A 16,539-nucleotide genomic window follows, 5' to 3' on the forward strand; every position below is an offset into this window, starting at 1 on the left:
AGTCCACACGCCAATGTGACTCAAAAGCCAAGCTCAAATCTAGAGCTTGGCTTATTATTTTCAAACTAGTCAGCCAATCAAAAATAAACCATCAAACCTCGTCATATTTGATGTTTAATATTTGAATTGCCTAACTATCCGTTGTTAAATGTCCAACCACCAGCACACAGCATTATATTCAGAATAAGAGAGCGGAATGGCTACCATTAAAGATGTTGCGAAGGAAGCAGGCGTATCAATCGCGACCACCTCTCGAGTAATCAACAATGCACCTCACACCAGTGAAACCGCAATTGCGGCGGTAAAAGCCGCTATGGAAAAACTCGGCTATCGCCCAAATGCCAACGCCCGTGCATTGGTCAGCAAATCTTCAAACGCGATTGGTGTACTGGTTAATGATGTTTCTGCCCCGTTCTTCGGCTCGATGATCAAAGCCATTGATACCGTGGCAAGTGAGCAAGAAAAGCAGCTACTGATTGGCAGCGGCTACCATGACGCGACCAAAGAGCGTAATGCGATTAACTTGCTGATCAACAGCCGCTGCGAATCACTCGTGGTTCATAGCAAAGGCATTAGCGACGAAGAATTGGTTAAGCTAGCCAATGAAGTGCCCGGCTTAGTTCTCATCAACCGAATTGTTCCCGATATCGGACACCGCTGTATTGCTCTCGACAACCGCCGCGGCTCTTACATCGCGACTGAGTATTTGATTAAAAACGGCCACAAGCACATTGGCTACATCTGCTCGAGTCACGATATTGAAGATGCTCACGACCGCTTAGGTGGCTATTTGGATGCATTGAAAGATCACGGTATTGAATCGAACGATGAGTACATCGAATATGGTGAACCTGACGAGCTAGGCGGTGAGCAAGCCATGGTTAACTTAATGGCAAAAAACACAGATATCACAGCCATTGCAACGTATAACGACTACATGGCAGCAGGCTGTTTGGCGTTATTACAAGAAAATGGCGTTCGTATTCCAGAAGATATATCAGTTATTGGGTTTGATGACGGCCACATTGCTCGCTTCATCTACCCTCGATTGACCACCATTCGTTACCCAATTCAAGTCATGGCTAATCAAGCGGTTAAGCTCTCTCTGCAACTCGCAAGTGACGAGCCAAAAGAACACACGGAACATAAGCTATTTATGCCAATTTTGGTGCGCAGAGCCTCTGTTCGAAACATTAATTGAGAAAGCTCAGGTTCATAAAGACTAAGTCATTTCGTTCCTCGACACTTTTTACAACAAAGAAAATAGGATTGATTCGATGAGTTATCATTGAGTTAATCTTATTTTTCATTCCCCGCAAATACCCACCTATACTTAACCTGATCCATCTTAATCAAACGGTTACCCGTTGATTTTTTCACCAAGCATCTAAATCCCTAGTGATCCTTGGTTGTTATTAGGTGAGCAAAGCAGGATAATATCGGGATCGGAATCTCAAGAATTAATCCATTATGACCGAATACCTTTTGTTGTTGGTTGGCACAGTGCTGGTCAATAACTTTGTGCTAGTGAAGTTTTTAGGACTATGTCCATTTATGGGAGTCTCCAAGAAACTGGAGACTGCGATTGGCATGGGCCTCGCGACGACTTTCGTTCTAACGTTAGCGTCGGTCTCTGCATACCTAGTAGAAACCTACATCCTTACCCCTCTGGGTATTGAATACCTGCGTACCATGAGTTTCATCTTGGTTATCGCGGTGGTTGTTCAATTTACGGAAATGGTCGTTCACAAAACCAGCCCGACTCTTTATCGCCTGCTGGGTATCTTTCTGCCTCTTATCACCACCAACTGTGCGGTATTAGGTGTGGCACTTCTGAACATCAATGAAAACCACAACTTCATTCAGTCGATCATCTATGGTTTCGGCGCAGCGGTGGGTTTCTCTCTTGTATTGATCTTATTTGCTGCAATGCGTGAACGTATTGCGGTTGCTGATGTTCCAATGCCATTCAAAGGCGCATCGATTGCGATGATCACAGCAGGCCTAATGTCTCTGGCATTCATGGGCTTTACTGGGTTGGTGAAATAAACATGAGTACCATTTTAATTGCGATCATTGCGCTAGCCGTTTTAGCCGCTGTTTTTGGCGCTATTTTGGGCTTTGCTTCTATCCGTTTTAAAGTTGAAGCTGATCCTATCGTCGATCAAATCGACACCATTTTACCGCAAACTCAATGTGGCCAGTGTGGCTACCCTGGCTGTCGCCCATACGCAGAGGCGATCGCTAACGGAGACAAGATCAACAAATGTCCTCCGGGCGGCCAGGCAACCATTGAGAAGCTAGCAGATTTAATGGGCGTAGAAGTTGAAGACTCCGCTCATGACTTAGATAACAAAGTAAAAACCGTTGCCTTCATTCACGAAGATATGTGTATCGGCTGTACCAAGTGTATTCAAGCCTGCCCTGTTGACGCCATTGTTGGTGGCACCAAGGCACTGCACACAGTAATTAAAGATGAATGTACAGGTTGTGATCTATGTGTCGCACCGTGCCCTACTGACTGTATCGAAATGATTCCAGTGGCAACAACGACTGAAAATTGGAAATGGCAGATGAACATCATTCCTATTACTGATATCACTAACCAAGCGACTGATGCGACTGCATCAGAGCCAAAAGCATAGGGTTAGTTGGTATGATCTCTTTAATTGAACAAATTCGCACGGGCTCTATTTGGGATTTCCCGGGCGGCGTGCATCCTGCTGAAAACAAAAAACAGTCAAATACTACCGATATCACCCATGCAAGGCTTCCTGAAGAAATCGTTCTTCCAGTGAAACAGCACATCGGTAAGCCCGGTAACCTATTGGTTGCTGTTGGTGACACTGTGTTAAAAGGTCAGCAACTTACGGCCTTAGACACAGGTTTTACTTTGCCAGTACACGCACCAACATCGGGTGTGATTACCGCTATCGAACCGCGAACTACCGCTCACCCTTCAGGCTTGAGCGAAATATGCGTGGTTATTAAACCTGATGGCCTAGACACTTGGATTGAAAAAAATCCAGTTGAAGATTTTTCGACAAAGACTTCTGACGAACTGCTTGATGTGATTCGCCAAGCTGGTATTTCAGGCATGGGCGGCGCAGGTTTCCCTACGGCTAAGAAGCTTCAATCAGGCTTAGGTCGTACCGACATTTTGATCGTCAACGCTGCGGAATGTGAACCTTACATCACCTCTGATGACAAGTTGCTTCAAGAACATGCCGACGAAGTATTAAAAGGCATCGAAGTGGTTGAACACATTCTTCAACCAAAGCTGACGGTTATCGGCATTGAAGACAACAAACCAGATGCGATAAAAGCACTTGAGATTGCAGCGAAAGACAAAGATATCGTCATTCGCGTTATCCCAACCAAATACCCTTCTGGTGGTGAGAAGCAACTTATCAAGATCCTCACCAACAAAGAGGTTCCAGCTGGCGGCATTCCTGCAGACATTGGTGTTTTGGTTCAGAACGTCGGCTCTCTTTACTCGATTAAGCGAGCGGTAATTGACGGCGAACCTGTGGTTAACCGCGTTGTGACATTAACCGGTAAAACCTTTAAGCAACCTCGTAACGTTTGGGCGCTATTAGGCACACCAGTACATGAGTTACTTGAAGAGTTTGGCTACAAAGCAGATAAAAAACTGCCGCGTTTAATTTTGGGCGGCCCGATGATGGGCTTTACCTTGCCCCATGCCAATGTGCCAATCACCAAAACGTCGAACTGTATTTTGGCGCCAACGCGTCGTGAGATCTCACCAAGCACTTACGAGATGGAATGTATCCGTTGCAGCGCATGTGCTGAAGCTTGCCCTGCGTCTCTACTTCCTCAACAACTGCAATGGCACGCCAAAGCCAACGAGTTGGATAAGTGTGAAGAGCTAAATATTAAAGACTGTATTGAATGTGGTGCATGTGCATTTGTCTGCCCAAGCGAAATCCCTCTTGTTCAGTACTATCGCCAAGCAAAAGCTGAAATCAAAACTCGAAAAGATGAAGCCGCTGCTGCAGAACGCGCCAAGATTCGTTTTGAAGAGAAGAACGCTCGTATGGAGCGTGATAAAGCCGAACGTGAAAACCGCTTTAAAAAAGCCGCAGATAACCGCCGTAAAGATATGAAAACATCCGGCGGTGATGATGCTATTGCTGCTGCGATTGCTCGTGTTAAAGCACAAAAAGCCGCTGCGGATCAGGCTCCGAATGAAGAACCAGCAGTGAAACCTGCGGTTGCTGCCGCTATTGCGAAGGCAAAAGCGAAACAAGCTGCAGCTCAAAAAGCGGAAGGCGCTGAACCAGACAACTCTGAAATGTCTAAACTGCGTGAAGAGCGCAAGCGTCAAGCGAGAGAGCGCAAGGCACAACAAGCAGCAGCCGATACTCCTGCAGAAAGCTCAGGCGATACGAAGAAAGACGCCGTTGCTGCTGCGATTGCTCGCGCTAAAGCGAAGAAAGCACAGCAAGCGGAATCTGCTTCGGATGCTCCTGTTGAAAGCTCTGGCGATGCTAAGAAAGATGCTGTCGCTGCGGCCATTGCTCGTGCTAAAGCCAAGAAAGCTCAACAAGCTGAATCTGCTGCTGAAGCTCCTGCTGAAAAATCCGGCGATGCCAAGAAAGATGCTGTTACTGCCGCTATCGCTCGTGCTAAAGCCAAAAAAGCCCAGCAAGCGAAGCAAGCAGAAACATCTGAACCAGTGGTTGAAGTTGAAACCGAGACTCAATCGGAGCAAGTCGACCCTAAGAAAGCTGCTGTTGCTGCGGCCATCGCTCGCGCTAAGGCTAAGAAAGCACAGCAAGCGACACAAGAAACAACCGAAGCTCCTGAACCTGCAGTTGAAACTGAAGCTGGAAGTTCTGGCGATGCTAAGAAAGACGCCGTTGCTGCCGCTATAGCCCGTGCTAAAGCAAAAAAAGCACAGCAAGCTAAGCAAGCAGAAACATCTGAACCAGTAGTTGAAGTAGAAACTGATACTCAATCTGAACAGGTCGATCCGAAGAAAGCTGCTGTTGCTGCAGCTATCGCTCGTGCTAAAGCGAAAAAAGCCCAGCAAGCGAAACAAGACGAAACAGTAGAAACGCCAGAGCCAGTGCTCGAAGTGGCAGCTGAAACTCAATCTGAAGCTGTTGACCCTAAAAAAGCAGCCGTTGCTGCCGCTATTGCTCGTGCTAAAGCAAGAAAAGCACAGCAAGAGCTAGATAAAAAGAACAATGAGGAGAAAGAGTAGTGGCCTTCTTTATCGCCAGCTCACCGCACGCGCATAGCCGTAGAAGCACCCCAGATCTAATGAAATGGGTGGCTATTTGTGCATTGCCAGGTCTACTAGCTCAAACCTACTTCTTTGGATGGGGTACCCTCATCCAGTTAGTATTTGCTATTGCACTTGCTGTTACCTTTGAAGCAGCCGTCATGCTATTGAGAAAACGCCCGCCAGTAATGGCACTGCGTGATTACAGTGCTGTTGTAACCGCTTGGCTACTGAGTGTCGCGATCCCCCCACACTCTCCGTGGTGGATCCTCGTCATTGGTATGTTCTTCGCTATTATTATCGCGAAACACTTATACGGCGGCCTAGGGCAGAACCCATTTAACCCTGCGATGGTCGCTTACGTTGTTTTGCTGATTTCATTCCCAGTTCAAATGACCAGTTGGAATGCTCCCGCGAGCCTGACAGCAGAAGCAACAAGCTTTATTGACTCATTCTTGATGATCTTTACTGGCTTCAATAATGAAGGATTATCTCTACAACAAGCTCGTTTAGGGATTGATGGCACCACAATGGCGACGCCACTCGATGCCTTCAAAACCGCATTAACGGCAGGCAACACCGCTTCTGAAGCTCTGTCTCAACCTCAATTTAGCTGGTTAGCTGGCGTGGGTTGGGAGTGGGTAAACCTTGCTTACCTTATTGGTGGCTTGGTGCTTATCAAGCAACGCGTGATTCAATGGCATATCCCAATCGCGTTTCTGGGCAGCTTGACCCTATTTAGCTTAGTGTTCTTGATGTTCACTCCTGGCGAAACCGCATCACCGACCATTCATCTATTGTCTGGTGCGACTATGCTAGGCGCATTTTTCATTGCAACCGACCCAGTTTCAGCATCCACGACAGTCAAAGGTCGCTTAGTGTTTGGCGCTCTGATCGGCGGTTTAGTCTTTATCATCCGCAGTTGGGGTGGTTTCCCTGATGGCGTGGCGTTTGCTGTATTGTTAGCCAACATGTGTGTTCCACTGATTGACTACTACACCAAACCTCGCACATACGGTCACTAAGGGAGCGGATACCATGCTAAATGCAATTAAGAAAAACGGCCTTGTACTCGCGATTTTTGCGTGTGCTTCGACGGGTTTGGTCGCGGTAACTCACTACCTGACCAAAGATCAGATCAAACAACAAGAACAGGCTCAGTTACTGTCTGTTCTTAACCAAGTGATCCCACACGATCAGCACGACAACGAGCTGTTTTCGTCTTGTACTTTGATTCAAGCAGAAGAGCTTGGTACTGAGCAAGCGATGCCGGCTTACATTGCTAAGCTTAATGGTGAGCCAAGCGCGATTGCGATCGAAGCGATTGCACCAGACGGCTACAATGGCGCGATTAAAGTCATTGTTGGAATGAAAACTGACGGTACTATTTTAGGTACTCGCGTGCTTTCTCACCAAGAGACTCCGGGCTTGGGTGATAAGATTGATCTGCGTGTGAGTGATTGGATTCTTTCGTTTGCAGGTAAGCAAGTGACGGATTCTAATCTAGACCGTTGGAAGGTTCGTAAAGACGGTGGTGATTTTGACCAGTTTACTGGCGCTACTATCACGCCAAGAGCAGTCGTGAAGTCAGTCAAACAAGCGGTCCAGTACGTTAACCAAAACAACCAAGCATTGCTTGCTCAACCTCTAAATTGTGGTGGTGAATAATGAGTGACCATAAAACATTGATCAAAAATGGCATGTGGGCCAATAACCCTGCCCTAGTGCAACTTCTTGGGTTATGTCCGCTGCTGGCTGTATCGTCAACAGTCACTAACGCACTTGGGCTAGGCATTGCTACCTTGCTTGTACTGGTCGGCTCAAACGTTTCTGTTTCTTTGGTTCGTAATCATGTGCCAAAAGAAGTACGTATCCCAGTATTCGTAATGATCATTGCCTCGCTAGTAACCTGTGTTCAATTGCTGATGAACGCTTACGCCTATGGGCTTTACCTCTCTTTGGGTATCTTCATCCCGCTGATCGTAACCAACTGCATCATCATTGGTCGTGCGGAAGCCTTCGCTTCAAAAAATGAAGTGCTACCAGCGGCTCAAGATGGTTTCTGGATGGGTCTAGGCATGACATCAGTATTGGTCGTGTTAGGTGCGATGCGTGAGATTATTGGTAACGGGACCCTATTTGATGGCGCAGACCTGCTGCTTGGTGACTGGGCTTCGGTGTTACGAATCCAGATATTCCAATTTGATAACAGCTTCTTGTTAGCCCTGCTTCCACCGGGTGCCTTCATTGGTGTTGGTTTCTTAATTGCTTTGAAAAATATCATCGATAACCAAGCAAAATCTAGACAACCAAAACAAGAAAAACCAGTCATTGAACGCGCTCGCGTTACCAATGCCTAATAAGTTAAATTAGCTTAAACCTCGCTGAGTTAGCTCAACCACTCAGCGGGGGAGATCAGATCTAAACAGTACATATAATAATGACGCTCATAAGAGCGCGTAACCGATGATAAAGCAGAAGCAATCCAAGCTTCATGCCCTAACTATTTGAAAGTAATGTCGCTATGAACAATGTAAAACGAGTAGAAATACTTGAGCGTTTAAGAGAAAACAATCCAAAGCCAGAGACTGAGCTTAACTGGAACAGCCCATTCGAGCTGCTGATTGCCGTTCTATTGTCTGCACAAGCAACCGATGTCAGCGTGAACAAGGCGACGGATAAGCTGTACCCTTTAGCCAACACTCCGCAAGCAATTTTCGACCTAGGTGTTGATGGCTTAAAAGAGTATATCAAGACCATCGGCCTATTTAACTCAAAAGCAGAAAACACCATCAAAACGTGTCGTATGCTGCTTGACCTACATAATGGTGAAGTACCGGAAGATCGCGCTGCATTAGAAGCCCTTCCAGGTGTCGGTCGTAAAACAGCAAACGTAGTGTTAAATACCGCATTCGGTTGGCCAACCATTGCCGTTGATACTCACATCTATCGTGTATCAAACCGCACTAAGCTAGCGATGGGTAAAACCGTCGACGATGTCGAAGCAAAACTACTTAAAGTTATCCCAAAAGAATTCAAACTGGATGTCCACCATTGGCTCATTCTTCATGGACGTTACACCTGTGTCGCACGTAAACCACGCTGTGGCAGCTGTATCATTGAAGACCTCTGTGAATTCAAAGAAAAGAGCGAAGATTAGTCTTTCCGTTCACAACGATTAATCAATACGGCAGCGCTTAAAGCGCTGCTTTTTTATTGCCACTCTCTAGAATCCGCCTCTACATAAGTTTTCACTTCTAATTCTGCGCTCCCAAGACAACAGGCATAAAAAATCCCGCCTTTTATGGCGGGATTCAATTATTTAGCTAAGAAGTCTGTCTTAGATAAACTCCACTTTAGTCACTTCTTTGATAGCAGATAGAACAAATGTTGGTACTGCTGCAATGAAGATTAACGATATTAAGTGATTAAACTCTAGCGCTTCTGTGCTGAATACCAACTGACCGAAGCTTGTGTACACAACGCTTAAAGACAAGATAGCCGATACTGCCACCGAACCAAGTAGGTAGTGGTTAGTGAACGGATTCTTACGATAAATCGTTGTAAACGTACGTGCATCGAACAAGCTCCAAAGTTGAGCAAAGATCAGTGTTAAAAACGCAACGGTTTGTGCGTATTGAGCACTGTAACCACCGTCGAGTGCGTAAGAGAATGTCACAAAGCTTAGACCACCTAATGCGAGACCACGAGTTAGGATACGAGCGCCTAGACCATTAGAGAAGAAGCCTTGGTCACGTTTGCCTGGCTTACGCTCCATGAGATCTTTCTCTTCTGGCTCAACACCGAGTGCGAGTGCTGGTAGACCATCAGAAACGAGGTTAACCCATAAAATCATTAGTGGAGTTAGCGGAAGTACTACATCTGGTCCCATGAGTAGGAATGCAAATAGGATTACCGAAACCTCACCCACGTTCGCTGTAAGTGCTTGGCGGATAAACTTACGTAGGTTATCGAAAATTTGACGACCCTGACGCACCGCCTTCACGATAGTACTGAAGTTGTCATCCAACAGGATAAGGTCACCTGAGTCTTTCGCAACAGACGTACCTGTAATACCCATCGCAACACCAATGTCTGCACGACGCAGTGCTGGCGCATCGTTCACGCCGTCACCGGTCATAGAGGCAACTTCATTGTTCTCTTGCTGCGCTTTTACGATACGCAGCTTGTGCTCTGGAGTAACACGGGCAAATACTGCAACCTGAGAACAGATAGACAACAGCTTCTCGTCATCCATTTGGTCAAGCTCAGCACCCGTTACCACTAGATCGTCTTCGCTACGGATGATTCCGATTTCACGAGCAATCGCTGCTGCCGTGACTGCGTGGTCACCGGTAATCATTACCGTACGAACACCAGCGCTATAACAGCTATTTACTGCATCGCGTACTTCTGGGCGTGGTGGATCCATGATGCCATAGATACCCAGGATGCTGACGTCTTTTTCAAGCTCAGGGAAATCTAACTCAAGCTCTTCTTCTTTTAATTCACGGAAACCAACGGCAAGTGTACGCAGAGCATCACCACCAAAGGTTTGGATTGCCGCTTCAAAGTTTAAATGAAGCTCTTGAGACGGTGCGGTATCGAGAGCCAAGTTGCCTGAAACTTCACAGCCAACCGTTGGTACGAAACCGCCGTCAACCATGAAGCTGGTTGATTTACCAAGAACAACATCTGGCGCACCTTTCAATGCTAGGAAGTGCTTACCTTGTGGGTCACGAACGATAACAGAAGCCATCTTACGACCAGAATCGAACGGGAACTTCTTAACAATTGAGTAGCCACCCGTTGATAGCATTTCATCTTGTTTAAGACCTGCTTTTGCAGCTGCAACAATTAGTGCACCTTCTGTCGGGTTGCCACGAACCGTCCATTTACCATCAGCATTTACATATTCAGCATCGTTACAAAGCGTTGCAACAACAAGACCTTTCATCATAGCAGGGCTGTTTGTCGCTTCGACATTGTGACCTTTGGTAATGAATTCACCCTTAGGATCAAAACCTTTACCTGACACATCCCAGTAACGACCAGACACATCGTACGCTTTCATCACCTGCATTTGGTTTTGTGTTAGCGTACCGGTTTTATCTGAACAGATAACGGTTGTAGAACCAAGCGTTTCGATTGCTGCTAGCTGTTTAGCCAAAGCATTATTCTTAACCATCTTAGTCGAGCCCATCGTTAATACGATAGTAACCACCGTTGGTAAACCTTCAGGAATAGCGGCAACCGATAAAGAGATACCTGTTGTTAGGATTTCTAACCATGGCATACCGTGGTAAACACCGATAGCACAAACAATAGCAACAACCACAAGAGCAACAACCAATAATGCGAGTGCGATGGTGTCCATACGCTCTTGCATTGGTGTTTTAGTCTCTTCCGTTTGGTTCATCATATCAGCGATGTGACCAACTTCAGTTTGCATACCTGTGCTTGTTACCACAGCAAGGCCTGTACCTGTAGTCACGATTGTTGTCATGAAGCCCATGTTCTTCTGATCGCCAAGACCAAGGGTCTCATCTTCAAGGCGTTCAGACTGCTTATTCACTGGCTCAGATTCACCGGTCAGTGCAGCCTCATCTACCGTCAGACGGTTTGACTCAAGAATACGAACATCAGCAGGCAGAATATCGCCAGTATTAATTTTGATGATGTCACCAGGAACGAGGGTTTTAGCTGGAACACTGATCCATTTACCATCGCGCATCACTTCGGCTTCTGGAGCTGCCATTTCTTTTAGCGCTTCCATCCCTTTCTGAGCTTTAAATTCTTGCCAGAACGCGATACCAGTATTGATAAGGATAATCACTGCAATAGCAATAGCATCAATCGCGTGGCCAGTAGACCAAGAAACGATTGCACCAACAGCTAGAATAAAAATCAGTGGGTTTTTATATTGATGAATATACAGTTCCCACGCAGAAGCTGACTCTTGTGCAGTCAGTTCGTTAGTGCCGTGCTTCTCTAAGCGTGCATCCGCTTCAGAAGTTGATAAACCTGTCGTTTGATCTGCGTTCAGTTCGTTTAAAACATCTGAACTTTGTTGTGTAAACCATTTACTCGTCATTTGAGTACTCCACATCAATGCCTCACGCCGAGGCTAAATGTAATAAAATAATACTTATTCTTATGTGATAGAAAAATCGCACAAATCAAAAGTGAATATTTAGTCGATTTGGTGCGCTTGAAAAACTATATAGTAAGGATTGTCTATTTAGCAAAGATCGCAAAAGATACACTTGATACACACTTGACAACTACTTTGAAAACACAACCACATCAAACATCAAACATAAAACAAACAATACAAGCCCAAACTATTGTTTAAAAAAGATAAGCACAAAAAATAGACACCCTTTGCACTTTCGTAAAAACCATTGGTTATCGGCGTATTTTATCGAAAATTCCTTAATAACGAAGTAAAACATCGGAATAACCTTTCTATAAACAGGGAGATGTTGGCGTAATCATAAATTGATAAAATGGAAAGTTAGATGCCAATTGTAAAAACGAAAGGAAATCAGCAACAAGATGGAGATATAAGTCACAATTCAACAACCAAGGCCATTCTTGGCCATTACAAAAAAGACCAACACTCAAACTTACTATTTATGCAAAACTGCGAATTAAGCGCTAGTGACTGACAAATTAATAAGGCCGTCGCTCTTTAATTTCTTGTAATACAAATAAGAAAAAAGGCAGAGGGGGAGAGTAAGATAGATGATGAGAATAAGAAAATATGACCAAACTCATCATCTCTTTGGTGTTGCTTATGAGCTTGCTCATATATAGTGCTATAAAAGAAACAACCAATAACAAGCTAGGAGCAAATCATGTCAAACGGTCGTATTTTACACACCATGCTACGCGTGGGTGATCTAGACAAGTCTATCGAGTTCTACACCAATGTAATGGGCATGCAGCTATTACGTAAGAACGAAAATAAAGAGTACGAATACACACTGGCTTTTGTTGGCTTTGGTGACGAATCTCAAGGTGCTGTTATTGAGTTAACTTACAATTGGGGCACAACTGAATACGACCTAGGCTCAGCTTTCGGTCACGTAGCGATCGGTGTTGATGATATCTACACTACGTGTGACGCGATTAAAGCCGCTGGCGGTAACGTGACTCGTGAAGCCGGCCCTGTAAAAGGCGGTTCTACTCACATTGCATTCGTAAAAGACCCTGACGGCTACATGATTGAGCTGATTCAGAACAAACAAGCAAGCGCAGGTCTAGAAGGTTAATTCCTTAACCTCTTTGAGAAGTTGGGTTTGAACGCCTGAAGAAATGAAAAACGAAGCGAGCACTATGCTCGCTTCTTTTTTATCACTCTCACCATAATCGATATTCTTTACCAATTATTCTTAACAATCTCATTGATGAAACTTTACATGATAATGATTATCATTTAAATTAAACACCTATTGATTAGTGAGGTAATACAATGATTAGCGAATGGGAAAAACACACGTTACTTGCCGATACTGCATTGCAGCTCGACGATCCTGTACGAAGTATTCTTCATTATCAGCAGGCTTTGAACTTAAGTGAAGAAATTACAGAACGCACCGATATTCAAGCCGATGAACGCTTACTGATCTCGGTGATTTCTTGCCACAATCTTGCTCAATTCTGGCGTTGGGCTGGCGACACTGAATACGAGCTCAAGTATCTTCAACTGGCTTCTGAAAAGGTACTCACACTGATCCCTCAGTGCCCTAATACTCAATGTTCAAGCTTTATCGATTCTATTGGTTGCTGTAAGAAAGCGCTGATCGATTTCATGAAACGCCACCCAAACCCTAAAATTGCCTCTATGGTGGAAAAGATCGATACCGCGACCAACTGTGAAATGATCGCCCGCTTCCGCTTGAATTAAACAAGTTCCGTTAAAACAACGACTCCAAATTTAAAACATAAAAAAGCCCGTCATCAAGACGGGCTTTGTCATTTCAAAACAAGCTGTTGTTTAGCTTAAACCTGTGTGCGACCTAAAGAGATCACAACACGTCGGTTCTTATCTTTACCAATTGGCGAGTTATTGTCCGCAATCGGACGACGCTTGCCATAGCCTTGCACTTGGATACGATCTTCTGGCAGGCCTAGAGATTTGAAGTACTCTCTTAACGATTCTGCTCTGCGCTCTGAAAGGTTTTGGCTAATCCCTTTGCTGTCGACAGAGTCGGTGTACGTTGCCACCAGCACAAGGTCGATGTCTTGGTTATAGCGAACGTAATCGGCAATCTGGCTCAGCCTTTTGCGCGACGACTTGTTCAGCTGGTCGCTGTTGCGGTCGTAATGCAAAATAGTGAAAGAGATATCTTCAAAGCTGTAAGGCAGCAGGTTAGCAACACAGTCACTGAACACATTGTATTTTTCTTGGAACAACACCGACGACAACGACACTTCGATACGTTGATCTCGGCTCTGCCACTCTTGGTAGCTGAATGTCGGATAACGCCCTTTCTCCAACTCACTCAAGATGCCCCAAGCTGTTTGACCGCCGACATAGCCGTCAAATTGCTGGAAGAACTTAATGGTTGTCATACGATCAGCACTTTCACCCGGACGCCAAGGTGGCGGCATAGAGATCAAGCTTACATTGCGCGTCGCACCCATTGGACGGCGCATTTTAAGCTCAAAGTCCAAAATGATTTTTTTACTCGCGCGAGATGAGAACTCAGCATCACCAAAGTTTGGAATTGGGTGGACCAAGCGACATTCAAGTGGCGTGTTGGCTACCATCTCCCATGTCGACTGTTGAGGAGATGCTCCGTAACGCTTTTCTTGTGCCATGACCGATGACGACACAAGTAGCGAAAATAGCATTGAACCTGTTATGAGTTGTTTCTTCATAAAGTGGAGTATCTCTTAAGCAATTCGTTTAACAATGCAGCCAATTGCCGCATTTTTCTCTCACGTTTAAATATGCAATTATCAAGCCGCAATGGGTTAGGTAATTTAAGATTTATTGCCCTTCCCTAGTTTTTATCACTGCTATTATCTGCAATAATGCAGCCTTAATCACACTTATTTGGGCTAACATGACTGTAGAAAACGAAGCTCTGACCCTAAAAAAACGCTTTCGCGGCTATTTTCCAGTGGTCATCGACGTGGAAACCGCAGGGTTTAACGCTGAAACCGATGCATTATTAGAAATCTGTGCCATTACATTAAAAATGGATGAGAACGGAGATCTGCACCCTGCATCAACGCTTCATTTTCACATTGAGCCTTTTGAAGGCGCAAATATAGAGCAGGCAGCATTAGACTTTAACGGAATTAAAGACCCATTTAGCCCATTACGTGGTGCTGTGTCGGAACAAGAAGCCCTTAAAGAAATCTACAAGCTAGTGAGAAAAGAACAAAAAGCTTCAGATTGCAGTCGCGCAATCATGGTTGCTCACAACGCTACATTCGATTTGAACTTCGTTAATGCGGCAAGTGAGCGCTGTAAGCTTAAACGCGTCCCTTTCCATCCATTTGCTACTTTTGACACTGCAGCTCTTAGTGGTCTTGCCTACGGTCAAACCGTTTTGGCTAAAGCTTGCCGCACTGCAGGGATGGAATTTGACAACAAAGAAGCACACTCTGCTTTGTATGATACGCAAAAAACCACAGAGTTATTTTGCGGCATTGTAAACAAATGGAAAGCCCTTGGTGGTTGGCCTCTTGTTGACGAAGAATAAAAAATAGAGTCGGTAAACGTTCACTCGTATTGCCTTCATAAAAAACACAACATCCCGAGAATAATATGAATCCTGTTGTAATTTCAGTTTGCATCATGCTTGTTTTAGCTTTGATGCGTGTAAACGTAGTCGTTGCTCTGACGTTCAGTGCAATTATCGGTGGCGTAGCCTCTGGTATGAGCTTGAACGACGCAGTCGCGGCTTTCGAAAGTGGATTAGGCGGCGGTGCAACGATTGCACTTAGCTACGCTATGCTTGGAACATTCGCTGTTGCTATCTCACGTTCTGGTATCACAGATCTCCTTGCTCAAAGTGTTATCAAACGCATTCACGGCAAAGAGAACAGTGCGGCATCGACTGGTCTTAAATACGGCATCCTTGCGTCGTTGATCTTAGTGACCATGTCTTCGCAAAACGTGATTCCAGTACATATCGCCTTCATCCCAATCTTAATCCCACCTCTACTAGGCGTATTCGCAAAAATGAACCTAGACCGTCGTCTAGTTGCGTGTGTACTTACTTTTGGTCTGATTACGCCTTACATGGTGTTACCAATTGGTTTTGGCGGCATCTTCCTAAACAACATCCTGCTTAAAAACCTTCACGACAATGGTCTTGAAAACGTTGTAGCAAGCCAAGTACCTATGGCAATGTTGTTACCAGCAGCAGGCATGATCTTCGGTCTCCTTACTGCAGTATTCTTTACTTACCGTAAGCCTCGCCAATACAAAGAAACCTCTCACACTGTTGTTTCAACAGAAGTGAAAGAGATCAACAAGAAGCACATCTTAGTTGCAGCGGCGGGTATCGTAGCTGCGCTAACAGTTCAACTGTCGACGGGCTCTATGATCATCGGTGCTCTAGCGGGTTTCATGGTATTTACCTTCGGTGGCGTCATTGCTTGGAAAGAGACACAAGATGTCTTCACCAAGGGCGTTCACATGATGGCAATGATCGGTTTCATCATGATTGCAGCGGCGGGTTTCGCGGCAGTTATGAAGCAAACAGGTGGCGTTGAATCTCTGGTTGAAGCACTTTCAACAAGTATTGGCGACAACAAGCCTCTAGCAGCACTACTTATGCTAATTGTTGGTCTATTGGTTACTATGGGCATTGGTTCTTCGTTCTCTACGATTCCAATCCTTGCAACTATCTACGTTCCATTAGCAGCAGCATTTGGCTTCTCGCCAATGGCAACAATCGCTCTAGTAGGTACAGCTGCTGCACTTGGTGATGCGGGCTCTCCGGCTTCTGACTCAACATTAGGTCCAACGTCTGGTCTAAATGCTGATGGTCAACACGAGCACGTATGGGAAACCGTAGTACCGACGTTCCTGCACTACAACATCCCACTGATCGTATTCGGTTGGATTGCAGCCATGGTTCTGTAATTAGGTTCTGTAGTTAAACAGTCCTACGCTCACTTTTATAAAGACCGCCTCGTGCGGTCTTTTTTGTCTCTGAGATTCATTCTACTCTTCCTTCCGCTCACTCTCATTGAACTAGCGACACCAATCGAGTAGGAGGAGGCCTCACGGCCTCCGTCCTCTCACACCACCGTACAAG

14 protein-coding genes are annotated in these 16,539 nt (G+C 45.3%); 12 read left to right on the plus strand and 2 right to left on the minus strand.

Going from position 1 to position 16,539, the window contains the following annotated elements:
- Positions 1–196 precede the first annotated feature (196 nt).
- The 8 genes from AB6F11_RS11820 to nth all read left to right on the plus strand — a co-directional run bounded on the left by AB6F11_RS11820 (position 197) and on the right by nth (position 8,411).
- Positions 197–1,201, plus strand: coding sequence for a substrate-binding domain-containing protein (locus tag AB6F11_RS11820; RefSeq protein WP_102394336.1), 1,005 nt, complete (start codon positions 197–199; stop codon positions 1,199–1,201).
- Positions 1,202–1,470: 269 nt separating this feature from the next.
- Entirely contained in the window at positions 1,471–2,049 is a 579-nt protein-coding gene (gene rsxA / locus AB6F11_RS11825; protein ID WP_004734039.1) for an electron transport complex subunit RsxA, read from the plus strand.
- A 2-nt stretch (positions 2,050–2,051) separates the two neighbouring features.
- A complete protein-coding gene (rsxB, locus tag AB6F11_RS11830) occupies positions 2,052–2,645 on the plus strand; it encodes an electron transport complex subunit RsxB (protein WP_102394337.1) in 594 nt (197 codons plus the stop codon).
- A gap of 11 nt (positions 2,646–2,656) precedes the next feature.
- The gene (gene rsxC, locus AB6F11_RS11835) at positions 2,657–5,230 is read left to right on the plus strand and encodes an electron transport complex subunit RsxC (protein ID WP_102394338.1); all 2,574 of its coding nucleotides are present in this window, start codon (positions 2,657–2,659) and stop codon (positions 5,228–5,230) included.
- Positions 5,230–6,276, plus strand: a complete 1,047-nt coding sequence (gene rsxD, locus AB6F11_RS11840) for an electron transport complex subunit RsxD (protein WP_102394339.1) — start codon at positions 5,230–5,232, stop codon at positions 6,274–6,276. The genes rsxC and rsxD overlap by 1 nt, the downstream gene beginning before the upstream one ends.
- Positions 6,277–6,289: 13 nt before the next feature.
- A complete protein-coding gene (gene rsxG / locus AB6F11_RS11845; protein ID WP_102394340.1) occupies positions 6,290–6,919 on the plus strand; it encodes an electron transport complex subunit RsxG in 630 nt (209 codons plus the stop codon).
- The gene (locus AB6F11_RS11850; protein WP_012603531.1) at positions 6,919–7,611 is read left to right on the plus strand and encodes an electron transport complex subunit E; all 693 of its coding nucleotides are present in this window, start codon (positions 6,919–6,921) and stop codon (positions 7,609–7,611) included. Before rsxG ends, AB6F11_RS11850 begins: the two co-directional genes overlap by 1 nt.
- Positions 7,612–7,775: 164 nt before the next feature.
- Positions 7,776–8,411: an endonuclease III gene (gene nth, locus AB6F11_RS11855; protein ID WP_017061172.1), complete on the plus strand. Its 636-nt coding sequence runs from the start codon at positions 7,776–7,778 to the stop codon at positions 8,409–8,411.
- 180 nt (positions 8,412–8,591) lie between these two features.
- Here nth and AB6F11_RS11860 read toward each other — a convergent pair whose 3' ends face one another.
- Complete coding sequence (locus AB6F11_RS11860) at positions 8,592–11,345, minus strand: cation-transporting P-type ATPase (RefSeq protein WP_102394341.1); 2,754 nt, start codon at positions 11,343–11,345, stop codon at positions 8,592–8,594.
- 766 nt (positions 11,346–12,111) lie between these two features.
- On the opposite strand from AB6F11_RS11860, the gene gloA reads away from it, so the two are divergent.
- Together gloA and AB6F11_RS11870 are read left to right on the plus strand one after the other, a co-directional pair.
- Positions 12,112–12,528 carry a lactoylglutathione lyase gene (gene gloA, locus AB6F11_RS11865; protein WP_004734046.1) on the plus strand — a complete coding sequence of 139 codons (417 nt, stop codon included), beginning with the start codon at positions 12,112–12,114 and terminating at the stop codon, positions 12,526–12,528.
- 200 nt (positions 12,529–12,728) lie between these two features.
- Positions 12,729–13,163, plus strand: coding sequence for a DUF2753 domain-containing protein (locus AB6F11_RS11870; protein ID WP_004734047.1), 435 nt, complete (start codon positions 12,729–12,731; stop codon positions 13,161–13,163).
- Between the two features lie 95 nt (positions 13,164–13,258).
- Here AB6F11_RS11870 and motY read toward each other — a convergent pair whose 3' ends face one another.
- Positions 13,259–14,140, minus strand: coding sequence for a flagellar protein MotY (gene motY, locus AB6F11_RS11875; protein ID WP_017063457.1), 882 nt, complete (start codon positions 14,138–14,140; stop codon positions 13,259–13,261).
- A 188-nt stretch (positions 14,141–14,328) separates the two neighbouring features.
- On the opposite strand from motY, the gene rnt reads away from it, so the two are divergent.
- Positions 14,329–14,973, plus strand: coding sequence for a ribonuclease T (gene rnt / locus AB6F11_RS11880; RefSeq protein WP_017061178.1), 645 nt, complete (start codon positions 14,329–14,331; stop codon positions 14,971–14,973).
- Positions 14,974–15,038: 65 nt separating this feature from the next.
- Positions 15,039–16,364, plus strand: coding sequence for a Na+/H+ antiporter family protein (locus AB6F11_RS11885; protein ID WP_048611564.1), 1,326 nt, complete (start codon positions 15,039–15,041; stop codon positions 16,362–16,364).
- Positions 16,365–16,539: the final 175 nt, after the last annotated feature.

Source organism: Vibrio sp. 10N.247.311.14 (assembly GCF_041467715.1).
In the GTDB taxonomy this organism is placed as follows: Bacteria; Pseudomonadota; Gammaproteobacteria; order Enterobacterales; family Vibrionaceae; genus Vibrio; species Vibrio crassostreae_C.